Origin of the sequence: Streptomyces sp. NPDC014882 (genome assembly GCF_043081325.1) — a bacterium.
Lineage (GTDB): Bacteria > Actinomycetota > Actinomycetes > Streptomycetales > Streptomycetaceae > Streptomyces.
Genome location: NZ_JBIBWL010000004.1, coordinates 249,192 through 271,499, shown reverse-complemented (window position 1 = coordinate 271,499; position 22,308 = coordinate 249,192). Strand labels below are relative to the sequence as shown.

General features: G+C 73.4%; 16 protein-coding genes. 10 read left to right on the top strand and 6 right to left on the bottom strand.

Annotation, left to right across the window (positions count from 1 at the left end):
• The first annotated feature begins 94 nt into the window (after nt 1-94).
• A complete protein-coding gene (locus tag ACF09K_RS12490) occupies nt 95-640 on the top strand; it encodes a DinB family protein (RefSeq protein WP_392242858.1) in 546 nt (181 codons plus the stop codon).
• 528 nt (nt 641-1,168) lie between these two features.
• A complete protein-coding gene (locus ACF09K_RS12485) occupies nt 1,169-1,810 on the top strand; it encodes a hypothetical protein (RefSeq protein WP_392242856.1) in 642 nt (213 codons plus the stop codon).
• 188 nt (nt 1,811-1,998) lie between these two features.
• On the opposite strand, the gene ACF09K_RS12480 is transcribed toward ACF09K_RS12485, so the two are convergent.
• On the bottom strand, nt 1,999-4,269 hold the full coding sequence (locus ACF09K_RS12480) for a hypothetical protein (protein ID WP_392242855.1): 2,271 nt from the start codon (nt 4,267-4,269) through the stop codon (nt 1,999-2,001).
• 384 nt (nt 4,270-4,653) lie between these two features.
• On the opposite strand from ACF09K_RS12480, the gene ACF09K_RS12475 reads away from it, so the two are divergent.
• Nucleotides 4,654-5,838, top strand: coding sequence for a type III polyketide synthase (locus tag ACF09K_RS12475; protein ID WP_392242854.1), 1,185 nt, complete (start codon nt 4,654-4,656; stop codon nt 5,836-5,838).
• 323 nt (nt 5,839-6,161) lie between these two features.
• Here the strand turns inward: ACF09K_RS12475 and ACF09K_RS12470 are convergent, their stop codons facing one another.
• Nucleotides 6,162-8,342, bottom strand: coding sequence for a SpoIIE family protein phosphatase (locus tag ACF09K_RS12470; protein ID WP_392242852.1), 2,181 nt, complete (start codon nt 8,340-8,342; stop codon nt 6,162-6,164).
• A gap of 164 nt (nt 8,343-8,506) precedes the next feature.
• Entirely contained in the window at nt 8,507-8,929 is a 423-nt protein-coding gene (locus ACF09K_RS12465) for a YjbQ family protein (RefSeq protein WP_392242851.1), read from the bottom strand.
• A gap of 217 nt (nt 8,930-9,146) precedes the next feature.
• Between ACF09K_RS12465 and ACF09K_RS12460 the strand changes: the two genes are divergently transcribed.
• Nucleotides 9,147-10,232 (top strand): NAD(P)-binding domain-containing protein, encoded by a 1,086-nt coding sequence (locus tag ACF09K_RS12460; RefSeq protein WP_392242849.1) that lies wholly within the window; start codon nt 9,147-9,149, stop codon nt 10,230-10,232.
• A gap of 15 nt (nt 10,233-10,247) precedes the next feature.
• Here ACF09K_RS12460 and mltG read toward each other — a convergent pair whose 3' ends face one another.
• Together mltG and ACF09K_RS12450 are read right to left on the bottom strand one after the other, a co-directional pair.
• On the bottom strand, nt 10,248-11,105 hold the full coding sequence (gene mltG, locus ACF09K_RS12455; RefSeq protein WP_392242847.1) for an endolytic transglycosylase MltG: 858 nt from the start codon (nt 11,103-11,105) through the stop codon (nt 10,248-10,250).
• Between the two features lie 92 nt (nt 11,106-11,197).
• Nucleotides 11,198-13,009 (bottom strand): ABC transporter ATP-binding protein, encoded by a 1,812-nt coding sequence (locus tag ACF09K_RS12450; RefSeq protein ID WP_392242845.1) that lies wholly within the window; start codon nt 13,007-13,009, stop codon nt 11,198-11,200.
• Between the two features lie 99 nt (nt 13,010-13,108).
• On the opposite strand from ACF09K_RS12450, the gene ACF09K_RS12445 reads away from it, so the two are divergent.
• From ACF09K_RS12445 to ACF09K_RS12425, 5 genes are all read left to right on the top strand, one after another.
• Nucleotides 13,109-13,558: a MarR family transcriptional regulator gene (locus tag ACF09K_RS12445; RefSeq protein ID WP_366058428.1), complete on the top strand. Its 450-nt coding sequence runs from the start codon at nt 13,109-13,111 to the stop codon at nt 13,556-13,558.
• 292 nt (nt 13,559-13,850) lie between these two features.
• Nucleotides 13,851-15,689, top strand: coding sequence for an ABC transporter transmembrane domain-containing protein (locus ACF09K_RS12440; RefSeq protein WP_392242843.1), 1,839 nt, complete (start codon nt 13,851-13,853; stop codon nt 15,687-15,689).
• On the top strand, nt 15,686-17,512 hold the full coding sequence (locus ACF09K_RS12435) for an ABC transporter ATP-binding protein (RefSeq protein WP_392242841.1): 1,827 nt from the start codon (nt 15,686-15,688) through the stop codon (nt 17,510-17,512). The genes ACF09K_RS12440 and ACF09K_RS12435 overlap by 4 nt, the downstream gene beginning before the upstream one ends.
• 468 nt (nt 17,513-17,980) lie before the next feature.
• Complete coding sequence (locus tag ACF09K_RS12430; protein WP_392242839.1) at nt 17,981-18,451, top strand: DUF5709 domain-containing protein; 471 nt, start codon at nt 17,981-17,983, stop codon at nt 18,449-18,451.
• Between the two features lie 87 nt (nt 18,452-18,538).
• Nucleotides 18,539-18,793 (top strand): type B 50S ribosomal protein L31, encoded by a 255-nt coding sequence (locus ACF09K_RS12425; protein ID WP_392242837.1) that lies wholly within the window; start codon nt 18,539-18,541, stop codon nt 18,791-18,793.
• A gap of 41 nt (nt 18,794-18,834) precedes the next feature.
• Here the strand turns inward: ACF09K_RS12425 and ACF09K_RS12420 are convergent, their stop codons facing one another.
• Nucleotides 18,835-19,629 (bottom strand): metal-dependent hydrolase, encoded by a 795-nt coding sequence (locus ACF09K_RS12420; protein WP_392242836.1) that lies wholly within the window; start codon nt 19,627-19,629, stop codon nt 18,835-18,837.
• 145 nt (nt 19,630-19,774) lie between these two features.
• Between ACF09K_RS12420 and ACF09K_RS12415 the strand changes: the two genes are divergently transcribed.
• Complete coding sequence (locus tag ACF09K_RS12415; protein WP_392242834.1) at nt 19,775-22,288, top strand: DUF3516 domain-containing protein; 2,514 nt, start codon at nt 19,775-19,777, stop codon at nt 22,286-22,288.
• The last annotated feature ends 20 nt before the right edge of the window (nt 22,289-22,308 follow it).

The window sequence follows — 22,308 nt, the reverse complement described above, 5'->3', positions numbered from 1 at the left end:
GCGCCTCCCGTCCGTCTAGGACAGGAACTGACCTGTATCCCTCCTAACGTGGTCCACGAACGCGGAACACGCCTCTCGGAGACGGAGACACGTCATGTCCCTCAACACCCCCGCCCCCCTCGCCCCGGTCCTCGACGGGGAGCGCGCCGACCTGCTGGAGACCCTGGCCGGCCACCGCGGTTTCCTGCGTTTCACCACCAACGGCCTGACCGACGAGCAGGCGGGGCTGCGGACGACCGACAGCGAGCTGTGTCTCGGCGGGCTGATCAAGCACGTCACCTCGGTCGAGCGGAGCTGGGCCTCCTTCATCGTGGAGGGTCCGTCGGCGCTCGGCGACTTCGACGCCATGACCGAGGAGGACTTCGCCCGACGAGCCGACGATTTCCGGATGCTGCCCGGCGAGACGCTGGCGGGGGTGCTGGAGGAGTACGCCGAGGCGGCCCGCCGTACCGACGAACTGGTGGCGTCGCTGCCGGACCTCGACGCGTCGCACCCGCTGCCGCCGGCGCCGTGGTTCGAGCCGGGTAAGCACTGGTCGGCCCGCCGGGTGCTGCTGCACGTGATCGCCGAGACCTGTCAGCACGCGGGGCACGCCGACATCATCCGCGAGTCCCTGGACGGCGCGAAGACCATGGGATGAGCGGGCCGGACCGGTCGAACCGGTCCCCCGGTCAAACCGGTCGAGCCCGTCGAACCGACGGTTCGTCAGGAGGCCTGGAAAAGCTGCCCCGGCGGGGTCCGACGTCCACGAGGAGGTCCCGGCCGGCCGGTTCGTCGCGCTCGCGGTCGTACGTCCGCGAGGTGAGCAGGCCGGTCGGGCGCGGCGTGCGGCCCCGTGGACCGTCCCGAGGACCCCGCCGGCACGGGTGGCGGGGACCGGGGCGGTGCCCTCGGGGGCCGGCCGTGAGGCGGGCGAGGCCGGTGCGGGCACGTTCCGTGCGGCCGGTGCGGGCACGTTCCGCGCTCGGAGACGGGGTGCCCTGTCGCCTGCCCCCACCGTCGTGGTGGGGCAGGCCCCACCCTCGGTCCGGTGGGCCGCTCCCTCGTGCCGGGGAGGGGAACACGGCATCGTTCGACGCGGCGGTTCCGCAGGGGGGTCGAGGTCCGAGTGGCCCGAGTTCCCAGGTCCGCGCGCCGGTAGGTCCGATCGCCCCGGAAGGAACCCTTGATGACGTCGCCCGTCCTGTCGAAGCCCCGGCCGAGGCCCCCGCTGCCGCCGCGGCGGCAGCCGGCACCGCGGCCGCCGCGCACGGGCGGCACGGGCGACCCGACCGGCACGGGCCCCGCGGCGGCCGCTCCCCCGACGACGCCCGGCCCGTTCGCCTCCTTCGTGCGGTTCGTGGTCTGCGGCGGCGGGGTCGGGCTCCTCTCCGGCGCCGCCGTCCCGCTGGTGGCCACGCTGGTTCCCTGGGCCCTGGCGAACGCGGTGATCACCGTGGTCTCGACCCTGCTGTGCACCGAGTTGCACGCCCTCTTCACCTTCGGCACCGGACGACGCGCCGGGTGGCGCCGGCACCTGCAGTCCGCCGGTTCGGCGACCGCCGCGTACGGGGTCACCTGCGCCGCCGTGCTGGTCCTGTACGCGGTGCGGTCGTCACCCGGTCTCGTCACTCAGCAGGCCGTCTACCTGGGCGCCTCCGCCCTGGCGGGCACGGGGCGCTTCGTGGTGCTGCGCCTGTTCGTGTTCGCGGACCGCGCGCGGAGCGGGGCGGCCGGGGGCCCGCGGGGCGGAGCGGCCACGCCGGCCGCCGCCGCATCCGCTGCCGGGCCGGCCGTCGTCACACGGCCCGCCCCGGCCGTCGCCTGCTGAACCGTTTGCGAGGCCCGCCGTGCCGACGGGCCGAGGTCGGGACGCCGTCGGCGCCGGCCTTCCGGAGCGCGCTCCGGAACCGTCGCACGGCGTCGGTCCGGGCCCGCATGTCCTCGGGCCGGCCGGCCCGAGGACATGCGACGGGAAGTTCCGCCGGACGGCCGGGCTCCCTCCGTGGAGACCGGGCGTCAGTCCCGAGCGGGTGTCCGTGCCGCCTGCTCCGGCGGGCCGGACGGCGCCGTACCGGCCGTGAGGACAGGGCCCACCGGGCCCATCGGGCCCACCGCGTCCGACGTATCCGGTGCATCCGACGTATCCGCCGTGAGCGCCAGGAGCGTTTCGCGGGCGCGGGCGGCCAGTTGCTCGTCGGCGCGGATGATCCGGCTCTCGATCCCTCCGGTCACCACCCGCCGGTCACCCCGGGCGAGGCGTTCGACGCGGTGCAGGTGCGCGTCGGTCAGGGCGGCCCGGCCCAGCGCCGACAGGGCCTCGAACGCGCCGGCCGCGTCGACGCCGGCCTCCGCCGCGTCCAGCACCCGCCCGGCCAGTGAGGTGCGCTCCAGCGGGCCGCGCAGCTCCTCCTCGGGGAGCGCGGCCAGCAGCGCGAGGACCGGGGCCGGTGCGTGCAGCGGTGTGGCGAGGAGATCCTCCAGCGCCGGGCGCAACGGCCGGGCCGCGGGCCCCAGCCGGACCGCGAGGCGCGCCGTCCGCAGGGCCGTCCACCGGGTCCAGGGGCCGTCGTCGGCCCTGATGACGGCGTCGAACACCGGGACCGTCGCGGCGGCGTCGCCCGTGACGTCCCAGAGTGCTGCGGCGAGTTCCGCGAGGGCGTCGCCCCTGGGCGTCGACCGGCCTTCGGGCCGGTCCCGCAGGGCGTCGCGCATCGCGGGCACCAGTTCCCCCGCGGTCTCGCCGAGACCGGTGACGAGTCGGGCGGCCTCCCGCACGTTCCTTCCTCCGCCGGTCAGTTCGGCGCGTATCGCGGCGAGCAGCGGTCCGCTCTCGCCCGTCAGCCCGTGCAGGGCGCGTGCCGCGGACAGCCGTCCCTCCTCGGGACCGTGCAGGGCGGCCGCCCACAGGGCCTCCGCCGCGCGGGTCCGGGACTCGCCGTCGTGCGGGCAGACCGCCGCCAGCGCGGTGGGACCGGCGAGCGGGATCCTCGGCAGCGCGTCGAGGAGTTCGGGGACGGCGGAGGCCGCCCGCCGTCCCCAGGAGGCGAGCAGCAGGGCGAGATGGATGAGCTCGTTCCCCTGCGCCCGGGGGTCGGCGAGGCGCCGCCGGACCGCGTCGAGCAGCGCGGCGTCGTAGGGGAAGGGGGCGCTGACGGCCGTACCGAGGGCGCGGGCCCCGGCGGCCTCGGCCAGCGCCAGGGGGCGCTCCGGCAGCCGCCCGGCGAGCAGCGGGGCCGCCGGGCCGGGGGCGGCCGTCACCAGCACGGCGAGCGCCCGGTCGGCGAGGTCTCCGTCACCCTCGGCGAGCCGGGCGAGCGTGGCACCGGCGGCGCCCGCCTGCTCCGCGACCTTGTCGAGCAGGGCCACCACCGCGTGCGGCGGCTCCGGTTCGTCGAGCAGCGGGAGCAGCGCGGGCAGCAGTCGCGCGGGCGCGGAACGGGACACCATGCACGCGTGGTCCGCCGCCCACACGGCTTCGGCGCGCGCGTCCGGCGCCGGAACGCGCAGGGCGTCCACCAGCAGGACGAAGGCGGCCTCCCGGTCCTCGGCCGTGTCCCGCCGGAACAGCGCGCCGACCACGGCCCGGAGGGGCTCGCACTGCTCGAACGCAGACACCAGGCCGTCGGCCGGCAGCGCGGCGAGCACGGCGTCGTGCTGCCGGGCGTCCCACGGCAGGCCCGCCGCCAGGCAGGTGAGGACGGCGGTGACGCGCAACCGGGCCGGACCGTCCGGCGCGAGGGCGGCCAGGGCCGTCGGGGCACCGCGTGCCGGGTCGAGCCGGACCAGGGCGGTCACCAGTTCCGCCCGGACCACCTCGTCGGACTCCTCCTCCCACCGTCGCCGCAGCACGGGCCACGCCTCGGCGGAGGCGCCGGTGTGCCCGGCCGCCCACACGGCGGCCTGCCGCACCGGCGCCTCCCCGGCGCCCGTCAGGGCCAGGACGGACGGGAGTTGACGGACGACCGCCGCACGGCAGGCGCCCGGTGCCACCCCGTACTCGTCGGTGCTCTCGGCGATGCCGCCGAGCAGGCCGAGGAGGTCGGCGCCGCGGTGGCCGGCCGCCGCGAGGCGCGCGAGGAACGGCACCGCTTCGACGGTCGCCGGGTAGACGGTGCCCTGGTGCAGGATGCTGCCGTACAGCTCGTCCAGGGCACCGTCCGCGGCGTCGTGGTCGTCACCCGCGAGGGAGCGCAGGAGGGCGGGCAGATCCTCCGCGCTTCCGTAGGCGTGGTCCAGTTGCGCCCAGGGGCGGTCGTCGAGTCCGGCGAGGGCGAGCGTGCGATCCATGGGCGGATCTTCGCAGAGCGGCACACCGCCACCACCACTGCCACCGTCACCGCCACTGCCACTGCCCGGAGTGCCGCGGAGTCGGAGTCCGCTCGGCCCGGCCCGGTGGCCGGTCACCACCGGCTGATGGTGGATCAGGCGCCTCCGGGGAACCCCCTCGGGGCGCGTCCCAGCGGTGTGTGCGGTGTCACGTACCCCATGGCCGTCCAAGTCGTCTGCATCACAGCGCAAATGCCCCTTATCGTCCATGCTCGAGGCAGTCGCCGGCTCCCGAACTGGAGCCCTCCGGCGACGTCTTGGGCGCCGTACTCCGAAGTGACCCATGGCACAGCACTCGTGACCTTCACGACACTCCCGTTCGTTCCCCTGGAAAGGTGACCCACGATGGCCGCATACCTCTGCCCTCCTGCCGTGATCCATGGCGAACACGCCGTGCGGACCAGCCAGATCGTGGCCGAGGTGCGCGCCCGGCATCCGCATGCGGCGTGGGCGCCGCGCATCGACGGCATCGCGGCCGCCACGGGCATCGAGACCCGCGGGTGGATGCTGCCGCTGGAGGCAGCCGTCGCGCCCGGCAACGGCGGCGGGCTGTCGGCCGTCGGCACCGAACCGGCCCAAGAGGCCCTGGCACGCGCCGGTTTCGCCCAGCAGGACGCGGAGCGGGTGATCGCCACCCTGGAGGCGATACCCGGTCCGCAGACCGTCCAGGAACGCACCGCGCCGGCCTGGGAGGCCGTGCGGTCCTACGGCGAACGGGCGGCACGCGGGGCCCTGCAGATCGCCGGGCTGGAGACCTCGGACGTCGACTGCCTGATCACCAGTCACTCCACCACCCCGGCACTGCCGGGCCTGGACGTCGCTCTGGCCGACCAGCTCCCGCTCCGCGGCGACACGATGCTGCTCCCGGCCACGCAGTGGGCCTGTGTCGCGGGGACCCGCTCACTGGCGCTGGCGGCGGATCTCGTGGCGGCGGACCCCGACCGGGTGGTCCTGGTCGTCATCGCGGAGGCCCTGAGCACGACCTACCAGCCCGCGGACGACACCCTCGAGTCCCTGATCGTCCGCCTGTTGTTCGCGGACACCGCCGTCGCCGCGGTGGTCACGGGCCGTCCACGGCACGAGTCGGTGCTGCGACTGGACTCCGCCTGGCACCACACCCTGCCCGGCACCCAGGACCTGCACCGCCTGGAGACGCGGGCGGACGGCACCCACTTCGTGATGGACCGGCGCGGGCCGCGGGCCGTGCAGGAGACGGTGACCGCGATGTGGGAGTGGCTGCGCGTCCGTTACCAGGACGACCCCTCCGCCTGGCACCCCGACGTGCTGCTGGCGCACCCCGGCGGGACCCGCGTGCTGGAGTACATGGAGCAGACGATGCCCGACTCCTGGCCGTCGGGACTGCTGGACCACAGCCGGGAGAGCTACACCAGCGGCAACCGTGGGGGCGCCGCCGTGTTCGACATCCTGCGGCGGGCGCACGACGCCGGGCAGAAGCCGGGCAGCCGCGCCGTGCTGTACGCGGCGGCGCCGGGCCTCACCGCCACCGCCCTGGAAGGGCAGTGGCTGTAGGACGGGCCCGCGCCACCCTGGCGGAGACGGTCCGTCCGCGGCACCGGCCGCGCCACGCAACCGCCACCGCAACCGCCACCGCCACCGCCGAGGAGCACCGTGCCCACCGTGGTGCCGGCCGGCGCGCACACCGCCCGGACCGGCACCGCGCTCCGGTACGCCGGCCCACTTCGACGGGGCTCGCTTCGGCCTGGTCCTCTTCGGCGGGACCCACTTCGGCGGAATCCTCCTCCACGTGGTCCGCTTCGACCCGGTGACCGCCCGCCGGGCCGAACGGGTACGGCGGCTCGCGCAGCACGGCGGCGTCGCCGTCCCCGGCCGCGTCATCTCACGACGGTCGCCCAGACCACCTTGCCGGTCTCCGTCCACCGCACCCCCCACCGGGTGGTGAGCCTGTGCACGATGTGCAGGCCACGACCGCCTTCGTCGAGCAGGCCGCCCAGGCGCAGGCGCGGTCTGCCGTTGCCGGTGTCGCCCACCTCGCACAGCAGTCCGTGGCGGGCCCTGATCAGCCGTACCGTGACCGGACCGGTGGCGTGGCGCACCGCGTTGGTGACCAGCTCGCTGACCAGCAGCAACACGGTGTCGCGGGTGTCCTCCCTGGTGCGCCATCGCCGCAGCAGCGCGGAGACGTGCGCGCGGGCGCGGGCGGGCGCGTCGTCGCGGGCGGGCAGCCGCCAGGTCGCGGTGTCCTCCTTGCGGTAGCCGATGGTGCGGGCGAGCAGCAGGGTCACGTCGTCGCGCTGGCGCGCGGGGGCCAGCGCGGAGACGACGCTGCGCGCGGCCTGCTGCAGGGAGTCCCAGGGGTGCACCGTGGACACGGTCTCCGCCAGCCTGCCGATGCCCTCGTCGATCGACAGGGCCGGATCCTCCACCAGGCCGTCGGTGTAGAGGGCGAGCAGGGAGCCCGGGGGCGCGTCGAAGGTGTGGAGGTCGAACGGCTCCCGCAGCGCGAACTCGGCGCCGAGACCGGGATGGGGGCGGACCGCGAGCAGGTCCGCCCGCCCGTCCGGCGACACCAGGACCGGCGGCAGGTGGCCGGCGCTGGACAGCGTCACCTGGTGGCTGACCGGGTCGTAGAGGACGATGCAGCAGGTCGACCCGAGGGCGCTGTAGCCGGCCGCCAGTCCGGACTCCGCGTCGTCCAGCAGCGTCACGGTCTCGTCCAGGTGCTCCAGCACCTCGTCGGGTGCCAGCCCCGCGGACAGCAGCGCGCGGGCCTCCATGCTCAGCTGGCCCATGGTCGCCGCGGCTCCCAGGCCGTGCCCGACGACGTCACCGACCACCAGCGCGGTACGGCCGTCCGGCAGGGGAAAGCTGTTCACCCAGTCGCCGCCGACGCCGGCGCTGTCGGGGGTGGCGGGCTGGTAGACGCTGGCAACCGCGACGGTGTCGCCGCCGGTCCGGGGCAGCAGCCGGCGCTGCAACGCCAGGACCTGCGTGTGCTCGCGCTGGTGCTGGCGGGCCAGGTCGACGTGATGGGCGGTCCTGGCCACCAGTTCCTGCAGGTCCAGCAGCTCGCTGTCACGGAAGGGGCGGTCCGCCCGCCGCCAGACCTCCGCCACGCCCAGCACGAGGGGCGGCGCGCCGTCCAGCACCAGCGGGATGCACGCCACGCCCGCCGACCGGTCGCCGGGCACCAGGGCGCGCACCACTCGCGGACTGCCGAGCACCCGCTCGACCGTTTCCCGGTCGGGTATGACGATCGTCTGCGGGGCGTCGTCCCGCCGTACCACCTGCGCCAGCAGGCGGCTCGCGTCACCGGGGAGATCGTCGCCCGGCGTCGCGTAGCCGTCGGGCCACGCGCGGTCCGGCACGAGGGCCGCCCGCCGGAGCCGCAGGCGCCCCTGCGCCTGCCCGGTGACTCCCTCGCCCGTCCACACGGCGAAATCGAGGTCGACGGCGGCCACGTCCCCCCAGGCCAGCAGTGACTCCGCCAGCGACTGCGCGGTCTCGCCGATGTCCAGCGACATGCCGATCGCGGTCTCGGCGGCGTACAGGTGCAGCCTCCTGGCCATGGCGATCAAGGAGACGGTCAGGCCCTCCTCGGGTGCCGCGGCGGGCAGGATGCTCAGGGAGACCACCAGTTCCGATCCGTCGCCACGCCGCAGGCGCTGGATCCGGGCGACGTGCGCCTCACCGGTCTCCAGGACCTGCCGCAACCGCCGTGTGACCGTCGGTACGTCCCCGGAGGGCAGGAGATCGACGAAAGGACTTCCGGTCTCGGCCGCCAGGCCGGCGAACACGGGGGCGTCCAGGTTGCGGCGGGTGATCCTCAGGTCCCGGTCCAGGTTGACCGCACCGAGGATCTGGTCCTGCCGGCCCGATCCCGGGTCGTCGGCCCGGCCGTCGGGTCGGTCGCCGGACGGGCCGTCGGGCACGCGTCGGCGGCCGGTGCGGTCGTCCTGCTCGTCGGCGGCGTCCGTTCCCCCGCGCGGCATGTAGCGCCCCAGGGCGCTGCTCACCAGTTCGAAGGGCGACGACGGAGACGGTGTGGAGTCCATGCGGCTCTCTCGGCAATCCCCGGCACAGCACCGGGGCCGTACTCGGACCCGTGCGACGGGGCCCCCGAGGGCCCTGACCGCACACCTCATTGAATAACACCGGGGGTCGCTTCGCCCACACCAGCGGAGCGCGCGGTGAACACGGAGCGTGAGGGAACGCCGCGTCAGCCGAGGAAGCTCAGCCGCACCTGCCGGTCGGTGTTGTCCTTGTTCGTGTCCACGAGGCACACCGACTGCCAGGTTCCCAGCTGCAGGACGCCGCCCACCACCGGCAGGGTGGCGTGGGGTGGCACGAAGGCCGGCAGGACGTGGTCGCGGCCGTGGCCGGGGCTGCCGTGGCGGTGCTGCCAGCGGTCGTCGGCGGGGAGGAGGGTGTGGAGGGCGGCCAGGAGGTCGTCGTCGCTCCCGGCGCCGGTCTCGATGATCGCGATGCCGGCCGTGGCGTGCGGGACGAAGACGTTCAGGAGGCCGTCGCGGCCGGCCGCCGCCTCCCGCAGGAAGGCCTCGCAGTCTCGGGTGAGGTCGACGACCCTCTCCTGTGCGCCGGAGGCGATGGGCAGTACCCGGGTGGTGAACGCGTCTGACATGCCTCCATCCTGACCCCTCTCCGGCCCCGTACACCGGATTCCCCGGGCCGGTGTCCGCCCGGACCCTGCCCGGAGCCCGGTCCGCGAGACGCCCGTCGACCATGTCCCGAACACAGATACAGGCCACGACCACCGTCACGGCCACGACCACCTTGGCGCGCAGGAGACCCGACACGTTCCCGGGAAGATCCACGACCTCGCCACTGTTGGTTCACATGTGAACGACATGCGTGAGGTCGAGGTCGCCGTCATCGGCGCCGGGCAGGCCGGACTGGCCGCCGCCCATCACCTGCGGCGCACCGGCTTCGAGCCGGAGCGGGACTTCGTGGTGCTGGACCGCTCCCCCGGCCCGGGCGGCGCCTGGCGGTTCCGGTGGGCCTCGCTGACGTACGGCAAGGTGCACGGCATGCACGCGCTGCCCGGCAGGGAGTTGACAGGCGCGGATCCGTCGCGGCCCTCCTCCGAGGTGATCACCGAGTACTTCACGGCGTACGAGCGCGCCTTCGACCTGCGGGTACGGCGGCCGGTCGCGGTGACGGCGGTGCACGAGGGGACGGACGGGCGGCTGCGCGTGGAGAGCACCGCCGGCACGTGGGCGACGAGGACGCTGATCAACGCCACCGGCACCTGGGACCGGCCCTTCTGGCCGCGCTACCCCGGGCAGGAGACCTTCCTGGGCCGGCAACTGCACACCGCGCGCTATCCGGGGCCCGAGGCGTTCGCCGGGCTGCGGGTGGTCGTGGTGGGCGGCGGCGCCTCGGGGACCCAGCACCTGCTGGAACTCGCCCCGTACGCGGCCGCCACCACCTGGGTGACGCGGCGCCCGCCGGTCTTCCGCGAGGGCCCCTTCGACGAGGAGGCGGGGCGCGCGGCGGTCGCCCTCGTGGAGGAGCGGGTACGGCGGGGGCTGCCGCCGAAGAGCGTCGTCTCCGTGACGGGCCTGCCGCTGAACGACGCGATCCGGCAGGGGCTGGCGGACGGGGTCCTCGACCGGTTGCCGATGTTCGACCGGATCACCCCGGACGGCGTGGAGTGGGAGGACGGGCGGCGGGTGCCCGCCGACGTCATCCTGTGGGCGACCGGCTTCCGGCCCGCCGTGGACCACCTGGCGCCGCTGCGGCTGCGCGAGCCGGGCGGCGGGATCCGCCTCGAGGGCACGCGCACGGTCGTCGACCCGCGTGTGCACCTCGTCGGCTACGGGCCCTCCGCGAGCACCGTCGGGGCCAACCGGGCGGGGCGCGCCGCCGTGCGGGACATCAGGCGGCTGCTCGCCGAGCGGGCCGGCGAGCGGGCCGCCGCCTGATGCGCCGCCGTCGGGTCAGCGGGCCTTCGACGGACTCGCCGAGGTCTGGGCACTCTGCTGGATCCTGTTGAACTCCGCGACGTTGCGCTGGTGTTCCTCGTAGCTGGCGGTGAAGCGCGTGTCGCCCGGCTTGACCGTGACGAAGTACAGCCAGTCGCCCGGGGTCGGGGTGATCGCGGCGCGTACGGCCTCTTCCCCGGGGTTGCCGATCGGGGTCGGGGGCAGCCCCATGCGCTGGTAGGAGTTGTAGGGACTGTCGATGCGGGTGTCCGCCGTGCTCGTCCTGAGCGTGGAGCGGTTCAGCGCGTAGCCGATGGTGGAGTCCATCTGCAACGGCATGCCGCGCTCCAGGCGGTTGAAGACGACGCGGGCCACCTTGCCCATGTCCGCCTCGGTGGCGGCCTCGGCCTGGACGATGCTGGCGACGGTGACGGCCTGGTAGACGTTCATGGCGTTGCGCTGGGCACCGGCGGCGACGGGTGCTCCGTTGAACTTCCTGTTCGCGGTGTCGACCATCCGGGCGAGCAGCTCCTGCGGCGTCGGCTGCCCGTCCAGCGGATACGTCGCCGGGAAGAGGTAGCCCTCCGGGTTGCCCTCGGCGTCGGCCGGCAGCTTCAGGCCGGCCTTCGGCAGCGATTTCCTGGTGGTTCCGGGCGGCAGGGCGAGGGCCTTGTCGACGGCCTCGTAGACCTGGCTCGCGCGGCGGCCCTCCGGGATCACCAGTGCCGTCGGTCTGTTCTCCTCGGAGCTGTCCATGCTCAGCAGCGGCACGGCCACAGCGGTACCGGCCGCGACGGCTCCGATCGCGATGAGGACGAGACGGCCCCGGCGCGTCAGTCGGATCGCGCTCCGTGGCGGAGTGTTCATCTGCATGCGGGCACGGTAACCCGCATATCACTGCAATTCCGACATAACCCGGCCTATCGTCGTCTCGTCATTTCGTCATTCATCATTCGCCATTCTCGTCATCTCGTCGGCTCCAGGCGGGCGTCCCGGCGCACCAGCTCGGCGTACCGCCCGTCGCGCTCCAGCAGTTCCTCGTGCGTGCCCCGTTCGGCCAGTCGGCCGGAGTCCAGGACCACGATCTGGTCGGCGCCACGGACGGTGGACAGCCGGTGGGCGATGGTGAGCGTGGTGCGGTTGGCCGAGAGCGCGTCGATGGCCTCCTGGACAGCGTGCTCGGTCCGGGTGTCCAGGGCACTGGTCGCCTCGTCGAGGATCAGCACCGGCGGGTCGCGCAGGATGGTGCGCGCTATGGCCAGGCGCTGCTTCTCACCGCCGGAGAACCGGTGGCCCCGCTCACCCACGACCGTGTCGTACCCGTCGGGCAGTGCGGCGATGTGGTCGTGGATCTGGGCCGCCCGCGCCGCGGCGTGCAGTTCCTCGTCGGTGGCGTCCGGTTTGGCGAAGCGCAGGTTGTCCGCGATCGAGGAGTGGAAGAGGTACGTCTCCTGCGAGACGACGCCGACCGCGCGCGCGAGGGTGTCGAAGTCGAGGTCACGGACGTCGACCCCGTCGATGGTGACCCGGCCGCCGGTCACGTCGTACAGACGCGGCACCAGGTAGCCCAGTGTGGACTTGCCCGCGCCGGTCGGCCCGACGACGGCGAGGCTGCTGCCGGCCGGGACGGTCACGTCGATGTCGTCGAGGACGGGAGCGACCGTGTCGTCGTCGCCGTCGTAGCGGAACTCCACGTGCTCGAAGCGGACCTCGCCCTTGACCTCGTCGAGACGGACCGGGTCCGCCCGCTCGGTGATGTCGACGGGCAGGTCGAGGTACTCGAAGATGCGCTGGAAGAGCGCGAGGGAGGTCTGGATCTGCACGCCGGTCGACAGAAGGCTGACGGCCGGACGGAACAGACCCTGCTGGAGCGAGACGAAGGCGACGATCGTGCCCAGGGAGGCGCCGGGACCGCCGAGTTCCATCGTCAGGCCGGCGGTCCAGTAGATGACGGCCGGCATGGCCGACATGACGATCCCGATGACGGCCATGCGCCAGCGGCCGGCCATGCTCGATCTCACCTCGAGGTCGACGAGCCGCTCGGACTCGTCGGCGAAGGAGTGGACGAGGGAGTCGGCGCGGCCCATGGTGCGACCGAGCAGGATGCCGCTGACCGAGAGCGATTCGGTCACCGTGGCGGCCATCCCGGCCATCTGCTTCTGCCGCTGGGTGGTGATCTTCCGCCGTTCGTTCCCGACGCGGCGGCTGATCCACACGAACACCGGCAGCAGGAGCAGCGAGACGACGGTGAGACGCCAGTCGAGGGCGACCATCGCGACGATCGTGGCGACGACGCTGGTGAAGTTGGAGACCAGGGAGGTGGCGGTGGAGGTGACGGTCGCCTGCATGCCGCCGATGTCGTTGGCGATGCGGGACTGGACCTCACCGGTGCGCGTGCGGGTGAAGAACGCCAGCGACATGCTCTGGAGGCGGCCGTAGACGGCGGTGCGCAGGTCGTGCATCACGCGCTGGCCGACCGTCGTGGAGATCAGCGTCTGGAGGACGCCGAAGACCCCGGCGAGGACGGCGCTGAGGATCATGCCGAGGGCGAGGAGGCTCAGCAGGCCGGTGCGGCCCTCGGGGATGGCGACGTCGAGGGCTTCCTTCAACAGGAACGGCGTGGCCACCGAGACGAGCGAGGAGGCGGCGACGAGCAGGCCGACGATCGCGAGCCGCCCGCGGTAGGGACGGAAGAGTCTGAGGATGCGGCGCACCTGCCGGGGGTGTTCCCCGGTGTCGCCGGTCGGCTTCCAGGAATCTGGCGTGTCGGGATGCATGGGCTCCTACGGGAGGTGAGACGGGACGAGCGAGACACAGAGAGCGTAGCTCATTGTTACCTATACTCACAATGAACGGGGTCCTGATATTGTTCCCGCATGACCACCTCCGATCCCGACGGCGCGCTCGCCGAGCAGCTGCTGCGGTTCACCCGTCGGGTGCACCGCATCCAGAAGCACCATCTGGAGCTGTCGGACCTGGGCATCACGCCCGCCCAGTCCCGCCTGCTGCGCACCCTCTCCCATTTCAGCGCACCGCCGCGGATGGCGGACCTCGCCGAGCGCTTGGAGGTCGTGCCGCGGGCGGTGACCACGCTGGTCGACGGGCTGGAGGCGCACGGCAAGGTGCGCCGGGTGCCCGACCCGACCAACCGCCGGGTGATCCGGATCGAGCTGACCGACGCGGGCCGCGCCACGCTGCGTGAACTGCACCGGGCGCGTCAGTCGGCGGCCCGGGAGATCCTGGCCCCCCTGACGGACGTGGAACGGGCGGTGCTCGGGGACCTGCTGGACACCTTGATCGGCGGGACGGCGGCTCCCCACTGCTGAGGCGTCCACGCAGCGCACGAGGGCAGGCGACGGCCGCCCCTCCGGGATGCCGGAGGGGCGGCCGTCGCCTTGGGGACGACTTTCCGGCGACGGGCCGGCCGCACCCGGTCGCCGGCGGCGGGCTCCTCGGGGCGACGACCGCTTCCGGTGGCAGCCGGAACCACGCGGTCCCGCGGAAAACCGGTTGATTCCCACCACCCTGCGAAGCGAACCTTTCACGGTTTGCTGTCGCCGCTTCCCGCGGTCCCCTCCCCGTTTCTGACACGAGCCCGACACGAGCCACTGGGACGTCATGAAGATCCGAGACCTTCCGTATCCAGACCCGGGTGTGCCCGACGCCCGCTCGGGGCCACGATTCCTGTGGTGGCTCGGACGCAATCAGCTGGGCGGCCAGCTCACCTCCCTGGCCTGGGGCCTGCTGCACTTCACGGCCGTCTCGGCGCAGCCGTTCTGCGTCGGGTTCGCCATCGAGGCGGTCGTCGACCGGTCCGGCGCCCGGCTGACCCTCGCCGGTGGGCTGATGGCCCTGTTCGGCGCCGCCATCGCGCTCGGGGACACCTTCCTCCACCGCGCCGCCGTCGCCAACTGGATCACCGCGGCCGCCCGCGTCCAGCAGCTCCTCGCCCGCAAGGCCTCACAGTTGGGCTCCGCGCTCAGCCGGCGGGTCGCGGCCGGGGAGGTCGTCTCCGTCTCCACCGGTGACGTCGAGAAGATCGGCTGGTTCGTCGAGGCCGTCTCCCGCTTCACGGCGGCCGCCCTCACGGTCGTGTTCGTCTGTGTCGGCCTGGTGGTCTACCAGCCGGCCCTCGGCGTCGTCGTCGCCGTGGGCCTGCCCGTCGTCGCCTTCGCGGCTCTGCCCCTGCTGCCCCGCGCGACCCGTCGGGCCGACCTCCAGCGCGAGAAGGCCGGACGCGCCACCGAACTGGCCTCCGACACCGTGGCGGGCCTGCGGGTGCTGCGAGGCATCGGCGGCGAGGACCTCTTCCTCGACCGCTACCGCCGCGCCTCCCAGGAAGTACGTCACGCGGCCGTGCGCAGTGCCCGCATGTGGTCGCTGATCAGCGCCGTCCAGGTCCTGCTGCCGGGGCTGCTGCTGATCGCGGTCGTGTTCCACGGCGTCCACCTGGCCCGCACGGGCCGGATCTCCGTCGGGGAACTCGTCACCGTCTACAGCTCCGTCATGGTCCTGGCGTACCCGCTCAGGCACTTCGAGGAGATCGCGATGGCGTACTCCTTCTCGCGTCCGTCGGCGAAACGCGCCGCCCGGGTCCTGTCGATGGAGCGGATCACGGACGTGGGCGGATCACGCGCGGCGGACCTGCCCTGCGGTGACCTGTACGACCCGGCCACCGGCCTGCTCGCCCCGGCCGCCCGGCTCACCGCCGTGGTGTGCGGCGACCCGGACGCCGCCGGACGGCTGGCCGAACGCCTCGGCGGACACCCCGCCGAGAACGGCCCGTCCGTGCTGCTCGGGGGAATCCCGCTGGACGAGTTGCCGCTGGACGGCGCGCGCACCGCCGTCCTGGTCCAGGACAAGGACCCGGTGCTGCTGTCGGGCTCCCTGCGCGACCTGCTCGACGTGCCCGCCTCGGGCGCGGTCGGCGCGGCCGAGGCGCTGGCGGCCGCCCGGTGCGGGGACGTCCTCGACGCCCTCGTGCAGGGCTCGCTGGACGTGGACGATCCGATGGACGCCCACATCACCGAGCGGGGACGTTCCCTGTCCGGCGGCCAGCGCCAGCGGCTGGCGCTGGCCCGCTCGCTGCTCACGGACCCGGAGGTCCTCGTCCTGGACGAGCCGACCTCCGCCGTCGACTCGCACACCGAGGCACGGATCGCCGAGGGGCTGCGGGAGATCAGGACGGGGCGCACCACGGTCCTGTTCACCTCGTCCCCGCTGCTGCTGGACCGGGCCGACCGCGTGGTCCTCGTCCACGAGGGCCTGGCCGTCGCCGCCGGGGCGCACCGCGAGCTGCTGCACACCGAACCGCGGTACCGCGCGGTGGTCACCCGCGAGACCGACGAAGAGCGCGCGCCGAGCGAAGAGACCGCACCGCGCGGTGTGCTGGACGAAGTGCACGAACTGCACGGGCTGCGGGACACCGGACGGCACGAGATCGAGGAGTCCGCATGATCGGCGTGGCACCACCCGCCCACGACCCGGCGGCGCCGACGACAGCCCACACGCTGCCCGTCGGCGCCCCCGCGACCGTACGCGCCTACGTGGCCGAACTGCTGCGCCGGCACCGGCGTGCGTTCGGGATCCTCCTGGCCGTCAACACGGTCGCCACCGTCGCCTCGATGGTGGGCCCGTGGCTGCTCGGCGACGTCGTGGAACGGCTGACGGAAGGAGCCCGCGAGCTCCACCTGGGCTTCACCGCGACGCTGTTCACCCTCGCGCTCGTCGTCCAGGCCGTCTTCGTGCGGCAGGTGCGACTGCGGGGCGCGATGCTCGGCGAGCGCATGCTGGCCGACCTGCGCGAGGACTTCCTCGTCCGGGCGGTGCGGCTGCCGCCGGGCGTGCTGGAGCGGGCCGGCACGGGCGACCTGCTGTCGCGGATCACCACCGACATCGACCGGCTGGCCAACGCCATGCGCGAGGCCGTGCCCCAGCTGACGATCGGCGTGATGTGGGCGGCGCTGCTGCTCGGCGGACTCGTCGTGACCGCTCCGCCGCTCGCGCCCGCCGTGCTGGTCGCGGTGCCCCTGCTCGTGGCCGGCTGCCGCTGGTACTTCAAGCGGGCCCCGGCCGGCTACCGCTCGGAGGCCGCCGGTTACGCCTCCGTCTCCGCCGCCCTCGCCGAGACCGTGGACGCCGGCCGTACCGTCGAGGCCCACCGCCTGGGCGATCGTCGCGTCGCACTGTCGGAGCTGCGGATCAAGCAGTGGACGGCCTGGGAGAACTACACCCTGTGGCTGCGGTCGGTCCTCTTCCCGGTCGTCAACCTCGTGCACGTCACCGTCCTGGGTTCGGTCCTGATGCTCGGCGGGGTGTTCGTCCTGCGGGGCTGGATCGAGGTCGGTCAGCTGACCACGGGCGCGCTGCTCGCCCAGATGCTCGTCGATCCGGTGAACCTGATCCTGCGCTGGTACGACGAACTGCAGGTCGCGCAGGTGTCGCTGGCCCGGCTCGTCGGGGTGCGCGACATCGAGCCGGACGCCGGTGACTCCACGTTGGAGCCGGACGGGCGGGACGTGCTCGCCGACCGGGTCCACTTCGGCTACCGCGAGGGCGTCGACGTGCTGCGGCAGGTGTCCCTGGAGGTCGCGCCCGGCACCCGGCTGGCCCTCGTCGGCCCCTCCGGCGCGGGCAAGTCCACACTGGGCCGGCTCCTCGCGGGCATCTACGCGCCCCGGGACGGCCGGGTCGCCCTCGGTGGCGCGGAGCTGTCCCGGATGACCGCCGAACGCGTCCGCTCGCACGTGGCGCTCGTCAACCAGGAGCACCACGTCTTCGTCGGATCGCTGCGCGACAACCTCCGGCTGGCCCTGCCCCACGCCCGCGTCGAGGAGGACCGGCCGGATCCGGCCGACGCCCGGCCGGCGGAGGAGGCCGCGCTGTGGGCGGCACTCGCCGCGGTCGACGCGGACGGCTGGGCACGCGCCCTGTCCGACGGTCTGGACACCGAGGTCGGCTCGGGCGGACACGTGCTCACCCCGGCGCAGGCCCAGCAGATCGCGCTGGCCCGCCTGGTCCTCGCCGACCCGCACACGCTGGTCCTCGACGAGGCGACCTCGCTGCTCGATCCCCGCGCAGCACGTCACCTGGAACGCTCCCTCGCCCGCGTCCTGGACGGCCGCACGGTGGTCGCCATCGCCCACCGCCTGCACACCGCGCACGACGCCGACGTCATCGCCGTCGTGGAGAACGGCCGCATCAGCGAGCTGGGCAGCCACGCCGAGCTGGTCGCCGCGGACGGTGCCTACGCGGCGCTGTGGCGGTCCTGGCACGGCTGAGGAGACGGATACGGGACTCGACCGGACGGGAACCGGTCGTGCCCGGCCCGCCACCGGAGGGGCGGGTGAGGACAGGCCGCCCGGCTCACTCCGGGCGGACACGGCGGCCGGACCACCGCGGGACGGGCGGCCGCTCCACGAGACCGGACCACTGCCGGACGAGCGGGAGGCGGGCACCGCGCCGGGGCGGCCACGCCGCGTGAGACCCGTCGGATCCCCGTCGGCGGACCACCGCAGTCGCCACGCCGGTGGCGCCGGGAAGGGGCCCTCCGCCCGCGTCCGGACGCGCCGGCACGGCTCTGGCGTTGCGCACCCCCGAAGGGGGGTGGAACGCTGGAGATCGGCACCCCCGCGGGAGGCAGCCGGGCCGCCCGGTCCGGCGCACCCGCCACCGGCCGGTGTCCCGTGCCACGGTCGCCCACCGCCGACCCGCGGTGAGGACGGGCCCGTCACCCCCTGGAGGTATCCGTGAACAGCGCAGACGGATGGGGGGACGACGTCTACCAGCCCGACGCCTCCGAGATCCAGGACGACGCCGGACTCCTCGACGCGGAGGACACCCTGGAGAACGACGGCGTCGGGGACCCCCTGGACCGTGGCTGGTCGCCTCCCGAGCGGCCCTGGGCCGTGGAGCACCACGGCGTCACGGCCGCGGAGCGCCGGCGGGGCGAGACCCTGGACCAGCGGCTCGCGGAAGAGCTGCCCGACCCCGTCCTCCCCGACGGCGACGGCCTCGGCGACAGCGCCGGCACCGACGGGGAACTCCTGGACAACGAGGTCGGCGCCGCCCGCTCCGGCCGGCTCGTGGCACCGGACGAGGGAGCCCACGAGGACGACGAGAGCGCCCTGGTCGCCACCGACGTCGGTATCGACGGCGCCGCCTCCTCCGCGGAGGAGGCGGCGATGCACATCGTCGACGAGGACACCCTGCCCGGCTGAAGGGCGCCGGCCGCCCGGTCCGGCCGCCGCGGCGCACCCGCGCCGATCGGCCCCGCACCCACCGCACGCACCCTCCGAGGAGCCCGCATGCAGCAGGACGAGCACCCCGACTACCACTCGGTCGTCTTCCGCGACCGCACCGCCGGCTACGCCTTCCTGACCCGGTCCACCGCGGTCAGCGACCAGACCATCGAATGGGACGACGGGGAGACCTACCCCGTCGTGGATGTCGAGATCTCCTCGGAGAGCCACCCGTTCTACACCGGCAAGGCCCGCACCGTGGACACGGAAGGCCGCGTGGCCCGCTTCGAGCGGCGCTACGGGGAGGGCACCCCGACCTGAGCGGATCCCGTCGGCCCCGGCGGGACTCGCCCCGGCACGGCTCAGATGTAGTTGAGCGCGGCCGCGCCGCCCACCCCTCCGAGCACCATGAACACGGGCATCAGCACCTTCAGCTCGACCCAGCTTCCGGCCCGGAACCGCATCGCCTTGGGCGGACCGATCGGGTACCAGCGCTTGCGCCCTATCGGGATGGGCCACAGGACCGGGCAGCCCGAGACGGTCAGCGCGTCCCCGATGTCGTGGACCAGCGCGCCGAGCACGATCGGCAGCCCGAGCCAGAGGTACTCCTGGCCCGGGTCCGTGAACAGCCAGTCCGACCCGTTGCCCGGCTCGTCCAGCACACCGGCGATGATCCACGCGCTCGTCGCCGCCAGCAGCCACACCAGCACATCGCTGCTGGATCCCCGCGTCGCCCGCCACAGCAGGCCCTCGATCGCCAGGACCATGTGGACGAAGAGCAGTGCCAGGACCGCCCAGCGTCCGCCCGTGATCGCCAGCGCCGAGGAGCCCGCGCCGATCATCACCGCCCACAGCCAGGTGTGCGTCAGGGTGCGGTGCCCGCCGGAACGGCGCGGGTCGCCCTGCTTGCGGGTGCTCTTGTAGACGGCGTAGGAGAGTTTGTCCACGATCTCGCACAGCCAGCGCGAGAGGGGTCCGAAGGCCCGGGAGATCGTCGCGGCCTTGTGGTCGAGGTCCGGGGCCAGAGCCGCTCCGGCGCAGATCAGCGCACCGGCGAGCAGTACCGGCCACGGCATCGAGTGGCCGGCCGCGGCTGCCGCCGCGCCGACGCCGAGCCAGGCGGCGGCGCCCGACAGTGAGTGTGCTGGTCCCATCATGGCCGTTGCCCGCCCCATTCCTCGTGCGCCGCTGTCCAGTTGACCGGGTGCGATAACGCTCCGTCGGCGACACAGCGTAGCCGCCGTGATCTTCGGTCCCGCATCCGATTCCCCCGTTGCGCACCGGGGCAGGCAAGATGGGGGCGTGACCCTCATCGATCAGTTGCCGCCGACCGCAGATCCCGACGCCCTGTACGAAGCCTTCGAGTCCTGGGCCCAGGAGCGCGGTCTGACGCTCTACCCCCATCAGGAGGAGGCGCTGATCGAGGCGGTCTCCGGGGCGAACGTGATCGTGTCGACGCCGACCGGCTCCGGCAAGAGCATGATCGCGGCGGGCGCGCACTTCGCGGCTCTCGCCCGCGACGAGGTCACCTTCTACACCGCTCCGATCAAGGCGCTGGTGTCGGAGAAGTTCTTCGAGCTGTGCAAGATCTTCGGCACGGAGAACGTCGGCATGCTCACCGGTGACGCGTCCGTCAACGCCGACGCCCCGGTCATCTGCTGCACCGCCGAAGTGCTCGCGTCGATCGCGCTGCGCGACGGCCGGCACGCGGACGTCGGCCAGGTCGTCATGGACGAGTTCCACTTCTACGCGGAGGGCGATCGCGGCTGGGCCTGGCAGATCCCGATCCTGGAGCTGCCCCAGGCCCAGTTCGTCCTCATGTCGGCGACGCTCGGCGACGTGTCCTTCTTCGAGAAGGACCTCGCCCGGCGCACCGGCCGGCCCACCGCGGTGGTCCGTTCGGCGACCCGGCCCGTACCGCTGTCCTACGAGTACCGCTTCACGCCGCTCACGGAGACGCTCACCGAGCTGCTGGAGACCAGGCAGGCTCCCGTGTACATCGTGCACTTCACTCAGGCGCAGGCGGTGGAGCGGGCGCAGGCGCTGATGAGCATCAACATGTGCTCGCGCGAGGAGAAGGAGCGGATCGCCGAGCTGATCGGCAACTTCCGTTTCACCACCAAGTTCGGCCGCAACCTCTCGCGTTACGTACGGCACGGCATCGGCGTGCACCACGCCGGCATGCTCCCCAAGTACCGGCGGCTCGTGGAGAAGCTCGCCCAGGCCGGCCTGCTGAAGGTGATCTGCGGGACGGACACGCTCGGCGTCGGCGTCAACGTGCCGATCCGCACCGTGCTGTTCACGGCGCTGACGAAGTACGACGGCAGCCGTGTCCGTACGCTGCGGGCCCGTGAGTTCCACCAGATCGCGGGCCGGGCCGGCCGGGCCGGCTTCGACACGGCGGGGCTGGTGGTCGCGCAGGCACCCGAGCACGTCGTCGAGAACGAGAAGGCGCTCGCGAAGGCCGGCGACGACCCGAAGAAGCGTCGCAAGGTGGTCCGCAAGAAGGCGCCCGAGGGCTTCGTCGGCTGGACCGAGAGCACCTTCGAGAAGCTCATCGCCTCCGCCCCGGAACCACTGGCCTCCCGCTTCCGGGTGACGCACACGATGCTGCTGTCGGTCATCGCGCGTCCCGGCAACGCCTTCGAGGCGATGCGGCACCTGCTGGAGGACAACCACGAGCCGCGCAAGCAGCAGCTGCGGCACATCCGGCGCGCGATCGCGATCTACCGTTCGCTGCTGGACGGCGGGATCGTGGAGAAGCTCGACGAGCCGGACGCCACCGGCCGCATCGTGCGCCTGACGGTGGACCTCCAGCAGGACTTCGCGCTGAACCAGCCGCTGTCCACCTTCGCACTGGCCGCGTTCGAGCTGCTGGACCCGGAGTCGCCGTCGTACGCGCTCGACATGGTCTCCGTCGTGGAGTCCACGCTGGACGACCCGCGGCAGATCCTCGCGGCCCAGCAGAACAAGGCGCGCGGCGAGGCGGTGGCCGCGATGAAGTCGGACGGCGTGGAGTACGAGGAGCGTATGGAGCGCCTCCAGGACATCACGTACCCGAAGCCGCTGGAGGAGCTGCTGTTCCACGCGTACGACACGTACCGCAAGAGCCATCCGTGGGTGGGTGACCATCCGCTGTCGCCGAAGTCGGTCGTCCGCGACATGTACGAGCGGGCGATGTCGTTCACCGAGCTGGTGTCGCACTACGAACTGGCCCGCACCGAGGGCATCGTGCTGCGCTACCTGGCGAGCGCCTACAAGGCGCTCGACCACACGGTCCCGGACGACCTGAAGTCGGAGGACCTGCAGGACCTGATCGAGTGGCTCGGCGAGATGGTGCGGCAGGTCGACTCCAGTCTGCTGGACGAGTGGGAGCAGCTGGCCAACCCGGAGGAGATGACCGCCGAGGAGGCCCAGGAGAAGGCCGACGAGGTCAAGCCCGTCACCGCCAACGCGCGCGCCTTCCGCGTCCTCGTGCGCAACGCCATGTTCCGCCGGGTCGAACTCGCCGCCCTCGACCACGTCGACGAGCTGGGCGAGATGGACGGCGAGTCGGGCTGGGACGCCGACGCGTGGGGCGAGGCGATGGACAAGTACTGGGACGAGTACGACGACCTCGGTACCGGTCCGGACGCCCGCGGTCCCAAGCTGCTGGTCATCAAGGAGGAGCCGCGGCACGGGCTGTGGCGGGTGCGTCAGATCTTCGACGACCCGAACGACGATCACGACTGGGGCATCAGCGCGGAGGTCGACCTGGCGGCGTCGGACGCCGAGGGTCGCGCGGTGGTCCGCGTCACCGACGTCGGTCAGTTGTGAGCACGGGAACGGACGGACGC